Below are 20,112 nucleotides of genomic sequence, written 5' to 3'. Positions count from 1 at the left end.
CGTCGCTGGTCGAGGATCGCACCGCACGGAGTCTCATGAGCCAGCACCGTCAACCAGGCGCGCCCGGTCGCACCGGTGCCGTACCGGCACTTCCGGACCTGCCCGAGGCGACCGTGTCCCGGCTCCCGGAATACCTGCGTGCGCTGCACGCACTCGCCGACGCCGGGCATGAGACGGTGTCCAGCGAGGGCCTGGCGAACGCCGCGGGCGTCAACTCCGCGAAGCTCCGCAAGGACCTGTCCCACCTCGGCTCGTACGGCACCCGCGGCGTCGGCTACGACGTCGCGCTGCTCGTCGACCAGATCTCCTCGGTGCTCGGGCTCACCCAGTGCCGCGCCGTCGCGCTCGTCGGCGTGGGTAATCTCGGTCACGCCCTGGCCGGCTACGACGGTTTCGCCAACCGCGGATTCCGCATCGCCGCGCTCGTCGACGCCGACCGGTCCCGCGTCGGCGAAGTGATCAACGGCCTGGTCGTACGGCACGTCGACGAGCTGCCCCGGATCGTCGCCGAGGAGTCGATCTCGATCGGCGTCATCGCCACGCCCGCCCCGGCCGCCCAGGCGGTCGCCGACCAGTTGGTCGCCGTCGGCGTGACGAGCATCCTCAACTTCGCGCCGTGCGTACTCTCGGTTCCGGACGGGGTCGACGTGCGCAAGGTCGACCTCGCCATCGAGCTGCAGATCCTGTCCTTCCACGAGCACCGCAAGGCATCGCTGACCGCGCTCCCCGCCACCGGCGGGTCCGCCCTCACCGCCCTGCCCGGCGGACTCGCGGCAACCGACACCCAGGAGGCGATCGGCACGTGAAACTGCTCGTCGTCGGCGCGTCCTACCGCACCGCCCCGGTCGCCACCCTGGAACAGCTGGCCGTCCCGCCCGCCGACCTCACCCGCACGCTGGACCGCCTGATCGCCCAGCCGTACGTCGCCGAGGCCGTCCTGGTCTCCACCTGCAACCGGGTGGAGGTCTACGCCGCCGTCTCCGGGTTCCACGGCGGACTCGGCGACATCTGCGCGGTCCTCGCCGACCAGGCCGGCTGCCAGCCCGCGGCGCTCGCACCGCACCTCTACGTGCACTACGACGCCGCCGCCGTGGACCACGTCTTCCGGGTGGCCGCCGGTCTCGACTCGATGGTGGTGGGCGAGGCGCAGATCCTCGGCCAGCTCCGCGACGCGTACCACTCCGCCGGTGGCGCCGACTCGGCCGGTCGCCTGCTGCACGAGCTGATGCAGCAGGCGCTGCGGGTCGGCAAGCGCGCACACGCCGAGACCGACATCGACCGGGCCGGGCAGAGCGTCGTCACCGCCGCCCTCGACCTCGCCGCCGAGCTGCTCGACGGCGACCTGGCCGGCCGGCCCGCCATGGTGGTCGGCGCCGGCGCGATGGGGTCGCTGGGCGTAGCCACGCTGTCCCGGCTGGGCGCCGGCCCGCTCACCGTGACCAACCGGGGCGCCGCCCGTGCCGTCCGGCTCGCCGAGTCGTACGGCGCGTCCGCCGTACCGATGGCCGAGCTGATCACCGCGCTCGCCGCCGTCGACGTCGTGGTCGCCGCCACCGCCGCCACCGAGCCGGTGCTCACCCGCGACGTGGTGACCCGGGCGCTGGCCCGCCGGGACGCCGGCCGCGGCCCGCTGGTCCTGCTGGACCTGGCCGTCCCGCGCGACGTCGAGCCCGGCGTCGACGAGCTGCCCGGCGTCGAGGTGATCGACATCGACCGGATGGCCGCCGTCCTCGCCGACGGACCGGCCGCCGCCGACGCCGCCGAGGTGGCCCGGATCGTCACCGGTGAGGTCGAGGCGTTCCTGAGCTGGCTGCGCGGCGCCGACGTCGCGCCGACGGTGGCCGCCCTGCGCGGCCGGGCCGAGGACGTCGTCAGCGCCGAGCTGCGCCGGCTCGGCCAGCGCCGCCCCGACCTAAGCGACGACCAGCGCGCCGAGGTCGCCCGCACCGTGCACCGGGTCGTGCAGCGCCTGCTGCACCAGCCGACCGTACGGGTCCGCCAGCTCGCCGCCGAGCCCGGCGGTGACCAGTACGCGGCGCTGCTGCGCGAACTGTTCGACCTGGACGTCCCGCAGACGTCCCCGGTCGACACCGTCCCCGATGTGGTCGCCACCGACCTCGACGGCCGGCCGTCGTTCGACGCCGCCGACGTCCCGCCCACCGGAGGTGCGCGATGACCGCCCCCCTTCGCCTCGGTACCCGGGGCAGCGCCCTGGCGATGGCCCAGTCCGGCCACGTCGCCGAGGCCCTCACCGCGGCCACCGGCCGGCCGGTCGAGCTGGTCGAGGTGGTGACCGCCGGCGACCGGTCCACCGCCCCGGTGCAGCGGCTCGGCGTCGGCGTGTTCGTGTCCGCGCTGCGCGACGCGCTGACCGCCCGCGAGATCGACTTCGCCGTCCACTCGTACAAGGACCTGCCCACCGCGGCGGCGCCCGGCCTGCACGTCGCGGCCGTACCGCCCCGGCAGGACCCGCGTGACGCGCTGGTGGCGACGAACGGCCGTACGCTCGCCGAGCTGCCGCCCGGCGCCATCGTCGGCACCGGCGCGCTGCGCCGGATCGCCCAGCTGCACGCGCTGGGTATGCAGTTGGAGGTCACCCCGATCCGAGGCAACATCGACACCCGGCTCGGCCGGGTGCTCGGCCCGGACGCCGACCTCGACGCCGTCGTGCTCGCCCGCGCCGGGCTCAACCGGATCGGCCGCGCCGACGTCATCACCGAGACGCTCGACCCGATGCTCATGCTGCCCGCGCCCGCCCAGGGTGCGCTGGCCGTCGAGTGCCGGGCCGACGACCAGGACGTGATCGAGCTGCTCGCGCTGCTCGACCACGCGCCGTCCCGTGCCGCGATCACCGCGGAACGGGCGCTGCTGGCCACCCTGGAGGCAGGGTGCAGCGCACCCGTGGCCGCGTACGCCGTCCTCGCCGAAGGCGAGCCCACCGACGAGGGCGACGTCAATCAGGAGATCTACCTGCGCGGTGCGGTGATCAGCCCGGACGGTTCGCGTGACCTCCGGCTGTCCCGCACCGGAACGCCCGCCGACGCGGCGGAGATCGGCAAGGCACTCGCCGCCGAACTCCTCGAACTCGGCGCCGACTCGATCCTCGGCCAGGACGCACAGGCCGGCCCGGGGACCCAGCAACTTGGGAGCACAGAATGACCCGCACCCGTAAGCCCGTAGGCCAGATCGCCTTCGTCGGGGCCGGACCCGGCGACCCGGGCCTGCTGACCCGCCGGGCGCTGGACGCCCTGGTCGACGCCGACCAGGTGGTCTACGACCGGGGCGTACCCGAGTCGCTCCTGGCGCACGTCCGCGCCCAGGCCCGGCCGGACGCCGAGTTCAGCCCCGCCGAGGGCGTACCGGGGGACGTGGCGAAGGTGCTGATCTCCGCGGCCCGGGCCGGGCAGAACGCCGTGCACCTCGTCTCCGGTGACCCGTTCGGCCACGACTCGGTGGTCAAGGAGGTGCAGGCGGTCGCGCGTACCGCCGCGCACTTCGAGGTGGTGCCGGGCGTCGGCCAGGCCGAGGGCGTGGCCACCTACGCGGGTGTCCCGCTGCCGGGCGTACGCACCGCCGCCGACGTCGAGGACGTCACCGCGCTGGACTTCGAGGCGCTCGCCACCGCCGTCGGGCGGGGTTCGCTGGCGCTCGCCGTGGACGCCGGTGACCTGGCCGCCGTCCGGGACGGCCTGCTGGCCGCCGGGGTCGACGGCACCACAGCGGTCGGGGTGACCGGCGACGGCACCGGCGAGACGCAGTACACCACCACGTCGAGCGTGGACTCCTTCGTCGCGGCGGCGCTCGGCTTCACCGGCCGGGTGGTGCTCACCGTCGGCGCCGCAGTCACCGACCGCGACAAGCTGAGCTGGTGGGAGAACCGCCCGCTGTACGGCTGGAAGGTGCTGGTGCCCCGCACCAAGGAGCAGGCCGGCGTGATGAGCGCACGGCTGCGCGCGTACGGGGCGATCCCGTGCGAGGTGCCGACCATCGCGGTCGAACCGCCGCGTACCCCGGCGCAGATGGAGCGGGCCGTGAAGGGCCTGGTCGACGGCCGGTACGCCTGGGTCATCTTCACCTCGGTGAACGCGGTCCGGGCGGTGTGGGAGAAGTTCGCCGAGCACGGTCTGGACGCCCGCCACTTCGGCGGCGTGAAGATCGCCTGCATCGGTGACGCCACCGCCGAAGCCGTCCGCGCCTTCGGCATCCAGCCCGAGCTGATCCCCTCCGGGGAGCAGTCCTCCGAGGGCCTGCTGGCCGAGTTCTCGCCGCACGACGAGATCCTCGACCCGGTGGGCCGGGTGCTGCTGCCGCGCGCCGACATCGCCACCGAGACGCTTGCCGCCGGGCTCACCGAGCGCGGCTGGGAGGTCGACGACGTGACCGCGTACCGGACCGTGCGGGCGGCGCCGCCGCCCGCCGAGATCCGCGACGCGATCAAGTCGGGCGGGTTCGACGCGGTGCTGTTCACCTCGTCGTCCACGGTGCGGAACCTCGTCGGTATCGCCGGGAAGCCGCACGCCCGGACCGTTGTTGCAGTGATCGGGCCCAAGACGGCGGAGACCGCCACCGAGTTCGGCCTGCGCGTCGACGTGCAGCCGCCGCACGCCTCGGTACCCGACCTGGTGGAGGCGCTCGCCGCCTACGCCGTCGAGCTGCGGGAGAAGCTCGCCGCCATGCCGGCGAAGCAGCGCCGGGGCTCCAAGGTGCAGGGCCCGACCGCCCTGCGGTTCCGCTGACAGGAGGCCCCGTCATGCCGTACCCCGAGATCCGGCCCCGCCGGCTGCGCCGCAACGCGGCCGTGCGGCGGCTGGCCTCCGAGACCCGCGTCGACCCGGCCGAGCTGGTCGTGCCGATGTTCGTCAAGGAGGGCCTGACCGAGCCGCGGGCCATCGCGTCGCTCCCGGGGGTGCTCCAGCACTCCCGGGACTCGCTGCGCAAGGCCGCGGCGGAGGCGGTCCAGGCCGGGGTCGGCGGGATCATGCTGTTCGGGGTGCCCGAGACGCGGGACGAGACCGGCTCCGGCGGCATCGACCCGGCCGGCGTGCTCAACACGGCGATCCGGGACGTGATCGCCGAGGTCGGTGACTCGACTGTCGTGATGAGCGACCTGTGCCTGGACGAGTTCACCTCGCACGGGCACTGCGGTCTGCTCACCCCGGACGGTGGGGTCGACAACGACGCCACGCTCGCCGCGTACGCCGACATGGCGGTGGCCCAGGCCGCCGCCGGGGTCCACGTGGTCGGGCCGTCCGGGATGATGGACGGCCAGGTCGGTGTGGTCCGCAAGGCGCTGGACGCCGCCGGGCACCAGGACGTCTCGGTGCTTGCGTACGCGGTGAAGTACGCCTCCGCCTTCTTCGGCCCGTTCCGCGACGCCGTGGAGTCGGCGCTGGAGGGGGACCGGTGCACCTACCAGCAGGACCCGGCGAACCTGCGCGAGTCGCTGCGCGAGGTCGAGCTGGACGTGGCCGAGGGCGCCGACATGGTGATGGTCAAGCCGGCGCTGCCCTACCTCGACGTGGTGTCGGCGGTCCGGGACGCGGTGAACGTCCCGGTCGCGGCCTACCAGGTCTCCGGCGAGTACGCGATGGTCGAGGCGGCCGCCGCGAACGGCTGGATCGACCGGGAGCGGGTGATACTGGAGACGCTCACCTCGATCCGCCGGGCCGGCGCCCAGATCATCCTCACCTACTGGGCCGTCGAGGCCGCCCAGTTGCTGCGCGAGCGTTACTGACCACTGCTCGGCCGGGTGGTCCGTCTGCTGCCGCCACGTGCGGCGGCAGGGCTCGGCTCGCCATCCTCCGGTTTCGCCCTCCTCGTTGTGGTCGCCGCACGTTGTCCACAGCCCAAGGCGGTCACTCAGCGTATTCTTTCGGCTGGCGGGACACTTCCCCCTCGCCGACTTTGCTCTGCAGCCATTGGCGCAACTGTCACGAATCGTGAGCGCTGCGTCGGTGGCTGCAGAGCAAAGTGTGCCGAGGTAGTTATCCTTGCCGCCGCGATCGCGAGGCTTGTGTCCGCTTAAGTCGCTTTTATGCCGCGGCCGGGTCGCTCGCTCTGGTGGCAGCCAGTAACTCTGCGTAAGAGTCACTCTGTGTGTGTGCTGGCGGTCGCTGCCATGCGAGTTGGACGTCGCATCCCGGGTTTTCCACAAGGGCGGGGAGCGGGGTTGCCCGGTCGGTGCGGGAGACGGGACCGTGGGCGGCGTGACAGACATCGCCGACACCGAGCCGGAGGCGCCCACCGCGCCCACCGCGCCCACCGCGCCCACCGCGCCCACCGCGCCCGGCGCACCTGGCGTGCCCACCGCATCCGTCGCGCCCGCCTCGGCGGCGGCGGACGGCGGGCCGGCGCTGCTCACCGAGCCGTTCGACGTGCCGTTCCCGGCGCCGGGGATCGTCCGGGCGGTGCGTCGCCGGGCCGACACCAGCCAGCGTGAGCTGGCCCGGTTCGCCCGGGTGCATCCGAGCACGATCGGGCGTATCGAGGCGGGGACGCTGACGCCGAGCCTGGCCATGCTGTCGCGCATCGTCGGCACGGCCGGCTTCCGGCTCGTGGTCGTCGACGAGGCCGGCCGGGTGCTCAAGCCGATGCGTGACCGGGCCGACCTGCGCGACGGCGCGGAGCGGCGGTACCCGTCCCACCTCGACATCGTCACCGACCCCGAGCCGGGGGAGTGGTGGGCCGACCGGTACGGGCTGGCCCGCCCGCCGGAGACGTTCTACCGCAACCGGGAGGTCCGGGACTGGCTGCGCCGCCGCAGCCAGTGGGAGGTGCGGGTGGCCAAGTACCGGAGCGTGCCGCCCCCGCCCGACCCGCAAAGGTGCGGATACCGCGGCGGCCCGCCGATCCGCCCATGAGGGGATCGACGGGCCGCCGCGCGGCACACCGCTCAGTCGTCGTTCAGGATCGTCCCGACGCCAGACGGGTCGGCCAGCCGCAGGCCCGGCACGCCGGCCACGTACAGCGTGAGCTTCTCGTCCGCCTCGCGCTTACGGTCGCCGCGCACGGTGACCGGGAACGTCAGCGAGGTCCGGCCCGCGGCCAGCACCCGGCAGCCCACGTACGGGTCGTAGTCCGACCCGGCCTGGGCGGTGGTGCCGTAGGTGGTGGCGCAGATCAGGGCCGGCTCGGACAGCGGGCGGGACACGGTGACGGTGAACGTCATCGTGCTGGTGCCCTTGTCGCCCTCGGTGACCGAGGTGTCCGCGACCCGCAGCGAGGCGCGCGACCGGAACCGGGCCACCTGCGGGTCGTGGTCGCTGGCACCCCGGTCGCCCAGCTCCGGCGCGTCGGTCGGGTAGTCGGCGTTGATGTGCGCCGTCCGTACCTGCACCAGGTCGTCGTGCATCGGGTCGTTCACGAACAGGTTGTCCAGCGTCTGCGCCTGGCCGCTGAAGGTGTACGAGTAGGCCGACGCGGGCGCGTCCTTCACCAGGTCGTCCCAGAGGTTGTGCAGCCCGGCCTCGTACAGCGGGGCGAGCTGGTCCGACGGCGTCGGGTTCTGGGCGGTGGCGATCGGGTCGTCCGGGCGGGGGAAGACGTTCAGGTCGCCGCCGTACACCACGCGGGCGTTCGGATCGCTCGCCTCGACCGCCTGCACGATTGCCGCACCGTACGCGGCCTGCTCACGGCGCTGCCCGACCCGGCTGTCCGGCCCGGACGAGAAGTGGTTGGCGACCGCCCAGAGCGTGAACCGCTCGCTCGACCCGGGACCGGCCTTCACAGTGAACCGGGCCACCTGCGCCGCGCGGGTGTAGACGTTGCTGCCGTCCACCCCGGTCGACCGGTCCACGTCGGCCGGCAGCACCGCGTTGAGCGCCTTGGGGTTCTGCACGTCGGCGTTGGACGGCAGCGCCGCCGAGCGGTACTGGACCGTCGGGGCGGAGCCCAGCAGCGGGTCCGCGGCGGTGGCCTCCGCGAGCGTCAGCCGGTCGGTCCGGTAGAGGAACGCCGAGGCGATGCCCCGGGCGTCCGCGCCGGTCCGGTCGTACGCGGCGGCGTACGCCGGGCCGCCGTTCGCCGCGATGGCGAGCGCCAGCTCCTGCACGGTGTCCGGCGCGCCGTCGGCGTTGTCGGTGTCGCCGCAGGCGAGCCCGCCGTCGACCACCGAGCAGATGTCCTGGTCCTCGGCCTCCTGCACCAGGATCAGATCCGGGCTGTGCAGCGACTGGACGATCTGCCGGGCCTGCACTGCGAGCTTGGCGGCGTACGCCTCCGGGCTCGCCGGCACGTAGTCGAACGGCGGGCTGACGCCGGGGCAGCCGGTGTTGCCGGCGAAGTCGCAGCCGTCGAACGGGTCGTCCCGGTAGTCGTACAGGTTCTCCACGTTGTAGGTGGCGATCGCTACCTCGCTGCCGCGGTCGGCCGGCTGCGGCGGGTGGTTCGCGGCCGGGTCGGCGCCACCGGTCAGGGTGAGCTGCTCGGGCTGCACGCTGTACTTGCTGAAGGCGTACGAGACGGAGCCGTAGGCGTCCTCGGTGAGCGTGTCGAACGTGCGCGCCTCGGGCAGCAGCGCCCGGGAGTCACCGGCGGTCGCCTTCACGCCGCCCGCACCCAGCAGGATGCGCTGGTTGTTGCCGTTGTCGAACAGCGTGCCGGGGATGTCGTCGAGCGGGTGCGCGTCCCGGAACACCCGGCGGGCGTACGGGTCGGACCGCTTCATGATCGGGTCCTCGCGGTCCAGTACGTAGATCTCGGAGTCGGCGGTGGAGGAGTAGATGTGCCGGGGCGCGGACACGCCGCTGCCGGCGCGTACCCGCATCCGCTCGCCCTCGTGCCGCTCCCAGAACAGGTCGGCGGCGGCCGCCTCGGCCGGCGGGACCGCGTCGTCGACCCGGACGGCGGTGTCCACGTCGAGGCCGGAGTCCAGCTTGCGGACCAGCGAGGCGCCGGAGAGCTGGGTCTGGTTGAAGTACTCGGAGACCCGGCCGCGCAGCACGACCTCGTCGCCGACGGTCGGGGCGTACCCGCCGATCAGCGTGGTGAACGAGCCCATGAAGACGAACAGGCCGTCGGAGGTCAGCGGGTCGCCGTCCTCGCTGCCGAGCCGGCTCTGGAGGTAGAAGCCCCACTGGTCGGCCCCGGCCGAGCTGCGGGTCAGCGACATGCCGGTGATGACGCCGCGTACGTCGTACAGCGTGGAGCTGGTGCCGTTGCCGCTGGCCGGCGCGAGCGGCGACCGGTCGGTGCGACCGTCCTCGTCGCCGGCGGTGCGGCCCTGCACCTCGCCGATCGACAGCACGCTGGTGGCCTGCACGGTGAGCGTGCAGGTGGCGCTGTCGCCGTCGGTGTCGGTGGAGGTCACGGTGACCGCGTAGCCACCCGCAGGCAGGCCGGTGGCGGTCAGCGTCGCGGTGGCCGTGCCGCCGTCGGCGGTCGCCGGGGTGAACGCGGTACGGCTGATCGAGCCGCTCGCCGGCACCGGCACGACCGAGGTGACCACCAGGTCGGTGATCGTGTCGTCGGCGTCGGTAGCGGTCACCTCGCGGGTCGCGGTGGCGCCCGCCGACAGCGTCAGCGCGCCGCCGCAGTTCAGGGTGGCCGGCTGGTCGACCGGTCCGCCGCCGCCGACGGTGTGGCTGCCCAGCCCGTCGAACGTGTCGGTGGCGAAGCCGGCCCACTGCGCGGCCGGATCGAACGGGTCCGCCGGGTCGGTGTCGCCGGCGGTCACCGAGGGCAGGCGACGCAGCGTGTTGTCGGCGGTGCTGGTCAGCCCGCTGCCCCACTCGGTGCCCGGGTCGACGCCGACCTGGCCGAGGGAGTCGACCACCGTGCCGCCCTTGCGCAGCACTATGGCGTCGTCGCCGTTGAACAGCGAACCGGAGTACGTCTGGTCGGCCTGGGCGAGGATCGCCGGCGCGGCCGCCGCGGCGGCGAAGACGAACACGTCACCGGCGGCGACGGTCCCGGTGAGGGCCACGTTGGTCGAGGTGGTGGCGCCGTTGAAGAAGAGCTGGAGCTGGTAGCCGCCGGCGGCCAGGTCGATCGGGGCGCCGGTGCCGTTGTACAGCTCGACGGCCTTGTTGTTCGACGATCCCTCGACGTACTCCGAGATGAAGAGGTCGGTGGGCGCGGCGCTGGCCGCGGTGGGTGCGACAGCGATCGCCGTGAGGGTGACGGCGGCGGTGGTCGCGAGCGCGGCGAGGGTGCGGCGCGGGCGCATGGGGCCTCCACGATGGGTGGACAGGAACTAACGAACGTTAAGGCTCTCGTGGGTACACCGTCCAGCCCTTCGATGGCCGGGCGGTGAACGGTCAGCGGTGACTGTCCAGCCGGTGCACCAGTTCGGCGACGTCCACACCGTATTCGCACCAGTCGCGGTCGGGGCGGTAGCCCAGCTCGGCGTTGACCTTCAGCATCGACTCGTTGTCCTGCGCGTTCCAGGTCTGCACCTCGGCCACCTCGGGCTCGGCCGAGCGCAGCTCCAGCAGCATCCGCGCCTTGATGGCCCGGTCGATGCCGTAGCCGCGGTGGTCGTGGACGACGATCGTGTCGTACTGGTCGGCCCGGGTCGGGTGCTGCGCCGGCACCACCACCTCGGTCAATCCGGCCACCTCGCCGGTCTGCTCGTGCAACGCCAGCACGATGTACGGCTTCATGCCGCGCCGGTGCAGCGTGGCGAGGCTGTCGCGCAGCCGGTCCGGGTCGTAGGAGCTGGGCCGCAGCTCCACGTCGTCGGAGTCGCGCACCTCGGCCTTGGCCCGCGCGTACGCCTCGATCAGTTCGTCCGGCGGGCCACCCGGCCAGAACTCCACGCGGTAGCCCGCGCCGACCTCGGCGGCCATCTCGGTGAGCGCCGGCCAGTCCACCGAGCGCAGGTCGAGCACGCTGCGGGTCTCCACGTAGTCGCGGGTGAAGCCCAGCGACTCGTAGAACCCCACGGCCGGGGTGTCGCCGACCACCTCCACGCCGATCGACTGGAAGCCCTCGTCCCAGACCCGGCGGGCGGCCACCCGCACCAGCTCACGGCCGATCCCGCTGCGCCGGACTGCCGGGTGCACCAGCACCTCGAGCACGCCGATGCCGCCGAGCAGCAGCACGTGCACATGCCCGAGGATCGCGCCGGGCGTGCCGTCCGGGGCGGCGTCGTCCTGCGCGACCCACGAGATCCGCCGCTCGCCGGGCATCACCTCGGACAGATACTCCCGCATGGAGCTCTCCCGCCAAGGCGGGTCCTGCGGCAGATCGGCCGCCAGGACCGCGTTCAGCGTGTCCAGCAGGGACGCGATCTCGGCGGACGACGCGGTCCTGGGATCCCACTCGCGCACCATCACCCGTCTAGCTTGCCGTCAACGGCAGCCGGGGGGAAGGGTTCAGTCCGCGAATGTACGCGAGCCGTCACCTCACGTTGCGGCTGAGCCTGCCGTACTCGTCGGCCTTGTCGAAGACGGCCTGGGCGTACCGACGCACATCGTTGTAGGACAGGATGGCGCCCCACCAGTCACCCGGGATGGTCATGTTCCGGCCGCCCTTGCACAGGTAGAGCCCGGCGGCCAGCGCCGCGTCGTCGATGTCGTGCGGGTTCTTCACCCCGTCGCCGTCCGCGTCCGCGCCGATCTCCTGCCAGGTGGTGGGGATGAACTGCATCGGTCCGAGCGCCCGGTCGTGGACCCGGTCGCCGTCGAGCAGCCCCTGGTCGGTGTCGAGGATGCGGGACCGGCCGCCCTGCCCGTCGAGCGGCTCTCCCCTGATCTCCGGCAGGGCCCGGCCGTCGGCCTGCAGCGTGGCGCCGTTCGCCGCGCCGTGGCGCGACTCGACGTACCCGATGGCGGCCAGCGTGGTCCAGCTCAGCTGGCACCCACGGTTGGTCTGGGCGAGCACCAGTTCGGCGTACGCGTACGCCTGGAGCGCCACCACGGGGACGCCGGTCACCGCGCTGACCCGCTGCGCCCAGCCGGTGAGCGCGTCGGCCGGGCGCCCGGCGGGCAGCACCGGGGCGGTGGTCGCACCGGGCAGCGGCGTGCCGGTGGGCGCGGCGGTGCCGGGCAGGCCGGTCAGTTCCGGCAACGGCGGCGTGGCGGGCGCCGCCGCGGTCTGCGGCACGCTCTGCGACGGCGTGGCCTCGGCGACCGTCTCCGGCCGGTCGACCGCCGCCGGCACGACCACCGCACCGGCGGTGGCGGCGGCGGCGACCAGGGCGAGCAGGAACAGCGCGGGCAGCGTGGTGCGCCCGCCGGGCCGCCGGGACCAGGCACGGGTGCCCCGGGCGGCGCCGACGACGAGCTGCCTCGGGCGCGTCCGGACGGCGTGCGCGAACGGCATCCGCCGACGCCGCCCGCCGCTCTCGGCCGCCGCCTCGGCCTTCGTCTCCGGTGCGGAATCCGGCTGCTCGTCCCCGCCCGACCCGGGCTCGGCGTCTGCCTTCGCGCCCGGTTCTGGCTGCGGCTTCTCATCGGGCTCGGCGTCCGCGTCGGGCTCGGCGTCCGGCTTTATCTGCGGCTTCCCGACCGACTCGGCGCCGGCCTTGCGGGGCCGCGGGATGGCGAGGGTGCCGTCGTCGGGTGGCGCGGCGGGTCGCAGGGGCCGGGCCGTCGCTCGCCGTTCGCCGTCCACCACCCGTCGAGTATCACCCATCCGGGTGGCGACGTCAGGCCCGGCCGTACGCTTGGGACATGCCCCGGTACGAGTTCCGTTGCCGCGCCTGCGGCGACACCTTCGAGGTCAGCCGTCCGATGGCCGAGGCCGCGCAGCCGGCCGCCTGCCCGCAGGGCCACGCCGACACGGTGAAACTGCTGTCCACGGTGGCCGTCACCGGACGGGGCGGCTCCGCCCCGAGTGGTGGGATTCCCAGCGGCGGTGGTTGCTGCGGCGGCTCCTGCGGCTGCTGACTTTCCGCCTTCCGTCCCGCGGGTCGATCGGGGTCTTGCCGCCGGTGTGATCTTTTGGCACCTTGGGGCGGAATCTGCCCAGCCGTTCTCACGATGCGTGACGGCACGACCATAGGGCAGCATGAACCCGACGTCACCGGGCGGAGGTTCGACGTATGTCGCAAGGACACCACCTCCCCAGCGGGTGGGTGACCTTCGTGTTCACCGACATCGAGGGCTCGACGCGGCTGGCCCGGATGCTCGGCCCGGTCTACCGCCCGGTCCTGCACGAGCACCGGCGGCTGCTGCGCGACACCCTGGCCGGCACCGACGGAGCCGAGCTGCTGACCGAGGGGGACTCGTTCTTCCTCGCGTTCCCCGACGCCGCCGCCGCGGTCCGCGCCTGCCTGACCGCGCAGCGCGCGCTCGCCGGGCACGAGTGGCCCAACCCGGACGCCACCCCCCGGGTACGGATGGGACTGCACACCGGCTACGCCGAGCCCCGCGACGGCGAGTACGCCAGCCCCGAGGTGCACCGGGCCGCCCGGGTGGCCGCCGCCGCGCACGGCGGGCAGGTGCTGTGCTCGGCCGCCACCGCCCGGCACGCCGACCCGCTGCCGGACGGGGTGTCCCTGCTGGACCTCGGACTGCACCGGCTGCGCGGCTTCGACGACCGGGAGCGGCTGTTCCAGCTCGTCGCGCCCGGGTTGGAGCGGCGGTTCCCGCGTCCCCGTACCGCCGACGCGACGGCGCACAACCTGCCCACCCAGGTCACCTCGTTCGTCGGCCGGCAGGCCGAGCGCGCCGAGCTGGGGCGGCTGGTCGAGGCGTACCGCCTGGTGACGGTGCTCGGCGCGGGCGGCGCCGGCAAGACGCGGCTGGCGGTGGAGCTGGCCTCCGGGATAGTCGAGGACTACCCGGACGGCGTCTGGTTCGTCGACATCGCCGCGGTGACCGACCCGGGACTGGTGGCGTTCGAGATCGCCGCCGTGCTCGGCCTGCGCCCGGAGCCCGGCCGGCCGATGGTCGACACCCTCGTCGAGTACGCGGCGCCGCGCCGGATGCTCGTGCTGCTCGACACCTGCGACGCCCAGACCGCCGCGTCGGCCGAGGTGATCGGCCGGCTGCTCGCCGGTGGCCGGGGTGTGCGGGTGCTGGCGACCAGCCGGGAGTCGTTCGGCGTACCCGGCGAAGTGGTGTGGCGGATACCGCCGCTGTCGGTGGACGAGGGCCCCGACGGTGGTGGGAGCGACGCGGTGGCGCTGTTGCTGGACCGTACCGCAGTGGCCCGCGGCGGCCGGGCGCCGGAGCCGGCCGAGCAGGCCGACCTGCACCGGGTGGTACGCCGCCTGGACGGGTTGCCGCTGGCCATAGAGCTTGCCGCCGCCCGGCTGAGGGTGCTCTCGGCCGGGCAGCTGGCCGAGCGGCTGGACGACATGCTGGGCACGCTCGACGCCGGGCGGGAGACGGCGGAACCGCCACCGGTGGAGGCGGGCTGGAGCGGCAACCAGCAGGACACGGTGGACCTGGTGGCCGCCGCTACCGGCGCTGCACCGCCCACCCCGGCGACACGAGCGGTGCAGCGGTCGGCGAGCGAGCGGCACCTGACCATCCAGGCCACTGTGACCTGGTCGTACCGGACGCTCGGCGCGCGCTCGGCGCGGCTGCTGCGCTGGATGGCGGTGTTCGCCGGGCCGGTGGACCTGCCGACCGTGCAGTGGCTGCTCGACGAGGATCCGCTCGACCCGCTCTCGGTGCTCGTGGACAAGTCGATGGTGCTGGCCGAGCCGCACGCCTCCGGCAGCACCTACCGGATGCTCGACCCGATCCGGGCGTACGCCGCGCGGCGGCTGGTCGAGGCCGGCGAGGAGCAGAGCGCCCGGGACCGGCACGTCGCCTGGTGCCGGCACGCGCTGGACCGGGCGCACCTGGGCCCGGACGGCCGCCCGGTGACGCTCTCCCTGTACGCGCTCGACCCGCTGGCCAACGAGTTGCGGGCCGCGTTGCGCTGGTGTGCCACCGGCGGCAGCGCCCGGTCGGGCCTGTCGCTCGCCGGTGACCTGGATCAGTGGTGGCGGGAGCGCGGCCTGGCCCGGGAGGGGCGGCTCTGGCTGTTCCGGCTCTACGGCCGGCTCGCCGAGACCGGCGAGCCGATGCCGGACGCCGAACTGGCGGCCGCGTATCACATGCACTCGCTGCACGCGGGCGCGGACGGCGAGTTCGGCGAGGAGCTGCGGTACTCGCAGCGGGCCGAGGCGGCCGCCCGGCAGTCCGGTGACCGGGGGCTGCTGGCCCGGGTGCTGGCCGGGCGCGCGGCGCCGCTCGTCGACATGGGGCAGTTCGCCGAGGCGGAGCGGATCTGCCGCGAGGTGATCGACTGGGCGTACGCGCAGGACGTGGTGGGGGACGCGCTGCTGGCCGTCTACAACCTCGCCGAGCTGCTCTGGCGCCGGGGTGCGCTGGACGAGGCGGCCGACCTGCTCGCCGCGGCCCGTCCGGTCGAGGCGGCCCGGCCGGCCGAGCGGGGCGGCCGGTCGGTGGACATGCTGCTCGGCATGGTGGCCCTGGCCCGGGGTGATCTGGTCGCCGCGCACGAGCACCTGCTGGTGGCGTTGCGGTCCCGGATGAGCCACGGCTACCTGGGCCGGGCCTGCGACACGATAAACGCGATAGCGGTGCGCTGCGCGCTCGCCGGGGACGCGCTGGCGGCGGCCCGGCTGTTCGGGGCGGCGCAGGCCACCCGGGCGAACCTGCGGGCCACGCCGGGGATATACGGCCCGTACTGGTCGGCCCGGCAGGCGGAACTGCGGCGGGTGCTCGGCGACGAGGCGTTCGACGCCGCCTACGGGGCCGGGACGGGGCTGCGGCTGGACGAGGTGGCGGCGCTGGCGCTGCACGTCGAGCACCCGGACCTGGCCGCCGACTCGCCCCGGTTCGGCGCGCGGCCGCCGGGTTCCTGGCCGGCGTTCGAGCCACGCAGCACAGCCGGCTGAGCGGGCCGACCGCGCTGGAGGACGGCCGGGCGCAGCGGTCGGCCGGTGAGCCGGAGGGGAGCCCGCCGGGCGGCGGACTCCCCGGCGCGGTGCGTCAGGTGAGGGCGGCGGCGCGGCGCTGGGCGTCGGCCTTCATCCGGGCGGCGCGGTCGAGGTCGGCCTGCGACACGGCGGCGACCGAGCCGAAGACGCTCACCGCCTGGTAGTACGTCCAGGCGAGGCTGTAGCAGGCGGGCCGGACCACCGCGTTGTACGTGGCGCAGACCCGCTTCAGGTCGGCGTAGAAGGCGCTGTCCAGGCGGGACTTGCTGGACGAGAAGACGCCCATCGCCTTGTGGTTGCGGTAGCCGAAGTCGTGCCGGTAGCAGGAGAGCTTGAAGTTGAACCCGACCGGGTTGTCCGGGCTGGACGAGCAGTAGTCGGTGGACCAGTCGAAGCCGTACTCGGTCCAGGGCGCCCGGTTCTGCCGGGCGCTGTTCCAGGCGTTGTAGCTGGACGCGCTGGTCTGCGTCCAACTGGTCAGGACGGACAGCTTCTGCTGGGTGCTCACCGCGGCGGCGGCCGGTGTCGCCAGGCCGAGCAGCGTGAGCAGGGCGAGCGCGCCGGCGGCGAGGGTGGTGGCGAGTCGACGGGACACGGGAACCTCCGGGGGTGGTGGCCGGGATCTCCGGATGTCGACAAGTGTCGATCAAATCGGTGAGCTGGGGCGATGCCTCGGGGAACGGCTCGCTGACATCCGCCTGAACAGACGAATGCCCCCGGGCCGGCGAGGCGGCCCGGGGGCATCCGGGGTGGATCAGCGGACGAAGCGCGGCGGGCTCGCCGGGCTCTCGTTCGCCAGCCGGTCCAGCGCGGTCACGTAGTACGTGTACCGGGCGCCGTCGGCCGCCGTGGTGTCCACCCAGGACTGCACGGCGCCATCGGTGGCCCGGACGGTGCCGACCAGGTGCGAGGCGTCCGCGAAGTCGCAGCGCCCGGCCAGGCCGTGCCCGTCGAACCGGTAGATCGCGTACGACGCGGCGGTGCCGAGCGGGCCCTTGCCGTCGGCCGGCTGCCGCCAGCTCAGGCGTACCCCGTCCGCCTCCCGCTGGGCCTTGGTGACCACCGGGAACAGCAGCGGCTTGCGCGGCAGGTGCGTCATGGTGGGCACCAGCGCCGGGCGGGAGTAGTGCTCGGCGGCGTAGATGTCGGTGGCGCCGAGCCGGTTCGCCCGGACCTGCACCGCGGAGAAGTGCACGTTGCCGAGCACCTCCGGGTACGACCGGTTGAGCGTCAGGTGGTTCGACAGCTCCTGCGGGTTCATCCAGAACGACCCGTACGCCGGGTCTCCGCTCTTGTAGTCGGCTTGGCCGATGTAGAGCTGCACCCGCGTGCCGCGCACCTGCTCGGCCCACCACGGCACCAGCCGGGCGTAGTCGGCGGCCGGGTACTGGCCGATGTACCAGTAGAGCTGCGGCACGATGTAGTCGATCCACTCCTCCTTGACCCACTTGCGGGAGTCGGCGGAGATGATGTCGTACGACTGCGAGCCGGTGGTGTCCGAGCCGTTCGGGTCGGCTGACGCGTTGCGCCAGATGCCGAACGGGCTGACGCCGAACTTCACATGCGGCTTGACCGCCTTGATCTTGGCGTTCATCTCCTGGATCAGCAGGTTGATGTTGTCCCGCCGCCAGTCGGCCTTGTCGGTGAAGCCCCTGTTGTACGCCGCGAACGTGGCGTCGTCGGGCACCTGGTGGGTGCCGCTCGGGTACGGGTAGAAGTAGTCGTCGAAGTGCACGCCGTCGATGTCGTACCGCTTGACCGCGTCCATCATCGCGGTCTGGACGAACTCGCGGACCTCGGGGACGCCGGGGTTGTAGTAGAGCCGGCTGCCGGCGACGCCGGCGGGCGGGTAGGCGAAGACCCAGTCGGGGTGCTGGCGGGCCGGGCTGTCCGGGGCCAGTTGCGACAGGTCGGCGCCGGCGCCGCCGGGCGCGGGCATCGAGACGCGGTACGGGTTGAACCAGGCGTGGAACTCCAGGTTGCGCTTGTGCGACTCGGCGACCAGGAAGGCCAGCGGGTCCCAGCCCGGGTTCTTGCCGCGTACGCCGGTGAGGTACTCCGACCACGGCTCGTACGGCGAGGGCCAGAACGCGTCGGCGGTCGGGCGGACCTGGACCACGACGGCGTTGTGGTTGAGCTTGCGGGCCAGGTCGAGCCAGGCCAGGTATTCGGCCTTCTGCTTGGCCACCTGGTCCGGTGCGGTCCAGGAGTCCTTGCTGGGCCAGTCGATGTTCGTCACCGAGGCGATCCACATGGCCCGGAACTGGCGCTTGGGGGTGGCCGGGTCGGTGACGCAGTCGGTGGAGGGGGAAGTGGCGGTGCCGGTGTCGCCGGGGGCGGCCTGCGCAGGCGTGCCGGCGACCAGCGTGCCGAGCAGCGCCGCGGCCAGCGCGGCGGCTCCCAGCCGAGTTGCCTTCATGCGGTGCGGTCCCTTCGTCGGGTCCGGGGGGACGGTCGGCGGCGGAGCGTACGGCAAGATTCGCCGTGCCATCCATGCCGCCGGTAGAAAACTTTCATCTATCCGTGCCCGGCGCAAGACCCCGACCGGTGATCGATGTCCCGCGCCGTCCGACTCGGCCGGATCGTGACGATTCCGAGACCTGCGGTGCGGGATTGGAGCGGAAAACGGCTGGGTAGCTAGCCCGGTCACAGACCGCCACCGTGGCGGCCACACGGCGGGGGAGGTGATCAGATGTCGGTCCTGCGGACCAAGCCGATCGGCGACGTGCTCGCCCAGGGCGACGCCGACGGCGAGGACGGCAAACCGGGCCTGCGGCGCCGGCTCGGCGCGGTCGACCTGATGGGCTTCGGCATCGGCATCGTGATCGGCACCGGCATCTTCACGCTCACCGGCGTCGAGGCGCGCAACAGCGCCGGGCCCGGCGTGGTGATCTCGTTCGGCATCGCCGGCCTGGTCGCGCTGCTCGCCGCGCTCTGCTACGCCGAACTCGCCAGCAGCGTGCCGACCGCCGGCAGCGCCTACACCTACGCGTACGCGACGATGGGCGAGATCGTCGCCTGGATCATCGGCTGGGACCTGCTGCTGGAGTTCGCGCTCGGCGCGGCGGTGGTGGCCCGCGGCTGGTCCGGCTACCTCGCCGACCTGTTCGGCCTGCCCAGCGCCTGGTTCGCCGAAGAGGGCAGCGTCGTCAACCTCGGCGCGATCGGCATCGTGCTGGTGCTCGGTGTGGTCGCCATCGTCGGCATCCGCGAGTCGGCCCGGGTCACCAACCTGCTGGTGCTGGTCAAGGTGGCGATCTGCGCCTTCGTCATCATCGCCGGGCTGTTCTTCGTCAAGGCGGCCAACCTCAGCCCGTTCATCCCGTCCGCCGAGCCGGCCGGGGCCGGGGACGACGGCATCAAGCAACCGGTCACCCAGGCCATCTTCGGGCTGGAGCCCTCCGTCTTCGGCTTCGTCGGGGTGCTCACCGCCGCCGCCGTGGTGTTCTTCGCGTACACCGGGTTCGAGGCCGTGGCGAACCTGGGTGAGGAGACCCGCAAGCCCAAGCGGGACCTGCCGCTGGGTCTGCTCGGCACGCTGCTCATCTCGACGGTGCTCTACATCGGCGTCTCGCTGGTCGTGGTCGGCATGGTCAAGTACACCGAGATCGACGAGGGCGCGCCGATCGCGTCCGCGTTCCGGGCGGTCGGCGCCGGCTGGGCCGCGGTGCTCGTCTCCATCGCCGCCGTCGCCGGGCTCACCAGCGTGATCCTGGTCGACCTGGTGGCGATGGGCCGGATCGGCTTCGCCATCGCCCGGGACGGGCTCATCCCGCCCGCCATCGCGAAGGTGCACCCGCGCTGGGGTACGCCGTACCGGATCGCCGGGATCATGACGATCGCGGTGGCGCTGCTCGCCGGGTTCCTGCCGCTGTCCGCGCTTGCCGACCTGGTCAGCATCGGCGCGCTCTGCGCGTTCACGCTGGTCGCGATCGCGGTGCCGGTCCTGCGTAAGCGCCGCCCCGACCTGGAACGGCCGTTCAAGGTGCCGTTCTCGCCCGTGCTGCCGATCCTCACCGCGCTGGCGTGCCTCTACCTGAGCCTGAACCTGTCGGTGGAGACGTGGCTGCGGTTCCTCGCCTGGATGCTGATCGGCGCGGTCATCTACTTCGGGTACGGCCACCGCAAGAACCGGCTCGCCCGTCGCGAGCACTCGGACACCCCCGAGCCCGCCCCCACCCCCTGAGGCGGGCACCCGAAGAAGGGCCCCTTCTTAACGCCTGGCGTTAAGAAGGGGCCCTTCTCCTACCGGAGGCGTTAACAAGGGG

General features: G+C 73.4%; 13 protein-coding genes and 1 pseudogene. 9 read left to right on the top strand and 5 right to left on the bottom strand.

All coding sequences use genetic code 11. The annotated features are described in order from the left end of the window. The first annotated feature begins 35 nt into the window (after positions 1 to 35). From O7546_RS25865 to O7546_RS25840, 6 genes are all read left to right on the top strand, one after another. Positions 36 to 806, top strand: coding sequence for a redox-sensing transcriptional repressor Rex (locus O7546_RS25865; protein ID WP_262013169.1), 771 nt, complete (start codon positions 36 to 38; stop codon positions 804 to 806). Further along, positions 803 to 2,176, top strand: coding sequence for a glutamyl-tRNA reductase (locus O7546_RS25860; RefSeq protein ID WP_194801512.1), 1,374 nt, complete (start codon positions 803 to 805; stop codon positions 2,174 to 2,176). The genes O7546_RS25865 and O7546_RS25860 overlap by 4 nt, the downstream gene beginning before the upstream one ends. Then, a complete protein-coding gene (hemC, locus tag O7546_RS25855; RefSeq protein WP_194801511.1) occupies positions 2,173 to 3,159 on the top strand; it encodes a hydroxymethylbilane synthase in 987 nt (328 codons plus the stop codon). Before O7546_RS25860 ends, hemC begins: the two co-directional genes overlap by 4 nt. After that, positions 3,156 to 4,736, top strand: coding sequence for a uroporphyrinogen-III synthase (locus tag O7546_RS25850; protein ID WP_194801510.1), 1,581 nt, complete (start codon positions 3,156 to 3,158; stop codon positions 4,734 to 4,736). Before hemC ends, O7546_RS25850 begins: the two co-directional genes overlap by 4 nt. 14 nt (positions 4,737 to 4,750) lie before the next feature. Beyond that, positions 4,751 to 5,734 (top strand): porphobilinogen synthase, encoded by a 984-nt coding sequence (hemB, locus tag O7546_RS25845; RefSeq protein ID WP_281600121.1) that lies wholly within the window; start codon positions 4,751 to 4,753, stop codon positions 5,732 to 5,734. Positions 5,735 to 6,206: 472 nt separating this feature from the next. Beyond that, entirely contained in the window at positions 6,207 to 6,860 is a 654-nt protein-coding gene (locus tag O7546_RS25840; protein WP_281600120.1) for a helix-turn-helix transcriptional regulator, read from the top strand. 32 nt (positions 6,861 to 6,892) lie between these two features. Here the strand turns inward: O7546_RS25840 and O7546_RS25835 are convergent, their stop codons facing one another. From O7546_RS25835 to O7546_RS25825, 3 genes are all read right to left on the bottom strand, one after another. Beyond that, the gene (locus O7546_RS25835; RefSeq protein ID WP_281600119.1) at positions 6,893 to 10,165 is read right to left on the bottom strand and encodes a lamin tail domain-containing protein; all 3,273 of its coding nucleotides are present in this window, start codon (positions 10,163 to 10,165) and stop codon (positions 6,893 to 6,895) included. A gap of 91 nt (positions 10,166 to 10,256) precedes the next feature. Beyond that, positions 10,257 to 11,273 carry a GNAT family N-acetyltransferase gene (locus O7546_RS25830; protein WP_194801543.1) on the bottom strand — a complete coding sequence of 339 codons (1,017 nt, stop codon included), beginning with the start codon at positions 11,271 to 11,273 and terminating at the stop codon, positions 10,257 to 10,259. A 67-nt stretch (positions 11,274 to 11,340) separates the two neighbouring features. Beyond that, the gene (locus O7546_RS25825) at positions 11,341 to 12,558 is read right to left on the bottom strand and encodes a murein transglycosylase (protein ID WP_281600118.1); all 1,218 of its coding nucleotides are present in this window, start codon (positions 12,556 to 12,558) and stop codon (positions 11,341 to 11,343) included. Between the two features lie 56 nt (positions 12,559 to 12,614). On the opposite strand from O7546_RS25825, the gene O7546_RS25820 reads away from it, so the two are divergent. Together O7546_RS25820 and O7546_RS25815 are read left to right on the top strand one after the other, a co-directional pair. Then, positions 12,615 to 12,830 (top strand): zinc ribbon domain-containing protein, encoded by a 216-nt coding sequence (locus O7546_RS25820; protein WP_194801505.1) that lies wholly within the window; start codon positions 12,615 to 12,617, stop codon positions 12,828 to 12,830. Positions 12,831 to 12,985: 155 nt separating this feature from the next. Further along, positions 12,986 to 15,745 (top strand): annotated as a pseudogene (locus O7546_RS25815) (adenylate/guanylate cyclase domain-containing protein); the annotation flags it as partial. Between the two features lie 151 nt (positions 15,746 to 15,896). On the opposite strand, the gene O7546_RS25810 reads toward O7546_RS25815, so the two are convergent. Then, entirely contained in the window at positions 15,897 to 16,439 is a 543-nt protein-coding gene (locus O7546_RS25810) for a phospholipase (protein WP_194801503.1), read from the bottom strand. 159 nt (positions 16,440 to 16,598) lie between these two features. After that, positions 16,599 to 18,263 carry a family 10 glycosylhydrolase gene (locus O7546_RS25805; RefSeq protein ID WP_194801502.1) on the bottom strand — a complete coding sequence of 555 codons (1,665 nt, stop codon included), beginning with the start codon at positions 18,261 to 18,263 and terminating at the stop codon, positions 16,599 to 16,601. Positions 18,264 to 18,536: 273 nt separating this feature from the next. Here O7546_RS25805 and O7546_RS25800 point away from each other — a divergent pair, with 273 nt between their 5' ends. Beyond that, the gene (locus tag O7546_RS25800) at positions 18,537 to 20,030 is read left to right on the top strand and encodes an amino acid permease (RefSeq protein ID WP_281600117.1); all 1,494 of its coding nucleotides are present in this window, start codon (positions 18,537 to 18,539) and stop codon (positions 20,028 to 20,030) included. The last annotated feature ends 82 nt before the right edge of the window (positions 20,031 to 20,112 follow it).

The organism is Micromonospora sp. WMMA1976 (assembly GCF_027497335.1).
In the GTDB taxonomy this organism is placed as follows: Bacteria; Actinomycetota; Actinomycetes; order Mycobacteriales; family Micromonosporaceae; genus Micromonospora; species Micromonospora aurantiaca.
Note: the sequence above shows the minus strand (reverse complement) of the source record. Positions and strands in the feature narration are given on the sequence as shown.

Excerpts from the sequence above, each read along its gene's own strand:
- O7546_RS25805 (WP_194801502.1), bottom strand. The coding sequence starts at position 18,263 with ATGAAGGCAACTCGGCTGGGAGCCGCCGCGCTGGCCGCGGCGCTGCTC.
- hemB (WP_281600121.1), top strand. The coding sequence starts at position 4,751 with ATGCCGTACCCCGAGATCCGGCCCCGCCGGCTGCGCCGCAACGCGGCC.
- O7546_RS25830 (WP_194801543.1), bottom strand. The coding sequence starts at position 11,273 with ATGGTGCGCGAGTGGGATCCCAGGACCGCGTCGTCCGCCGAGATCGCG.
- O7546_RS25850 (WP_194801510.1), top strand. The coding sequence starts at position 3,156 with ATGACCCGCACCCGTAAGCCCGTAGGCCAGATCGCCTTCGTCGGGGCC.
- O7546_RS25865 (WP_262013169.1), top strand. The coding sequence starts at position 36 with ATGAGCCAGCACCGTCAACCAGGCGCGCCCGGTCGCACCGGTGCCGTA.
- hemC (WP_194801511.1), top strand. The coding sequence starts at position 2,173 with ATGACCGCCCCCCTTCGCCTCGGTACCCGGGGCAGCGCCCTGGCGATG.
- O7546_RS25800 (WP_281600117.1), top strand. The coding sequence starts at position 18,537 with ATGTCGGTCCTGCGGACCAAGCCGATCGGCGACGTGCTCGCCCAGGGC.
- O7546_RS25820 (WP_194801505.1), top strand. The coding sequence starts at position 12,615 with ATGCCCCGGTACGAGTTCCGTTGCCGCGCCTGCGGCGACACCTTCGAG.
- O7546_RS25835 (WP_281600119.1), bottom strand. The coding sequence starts at position 10,165 with ATGCGCCCGCGCCGCACCCTCGCCGCGCTCGCGACCACCGCCGCCGTC.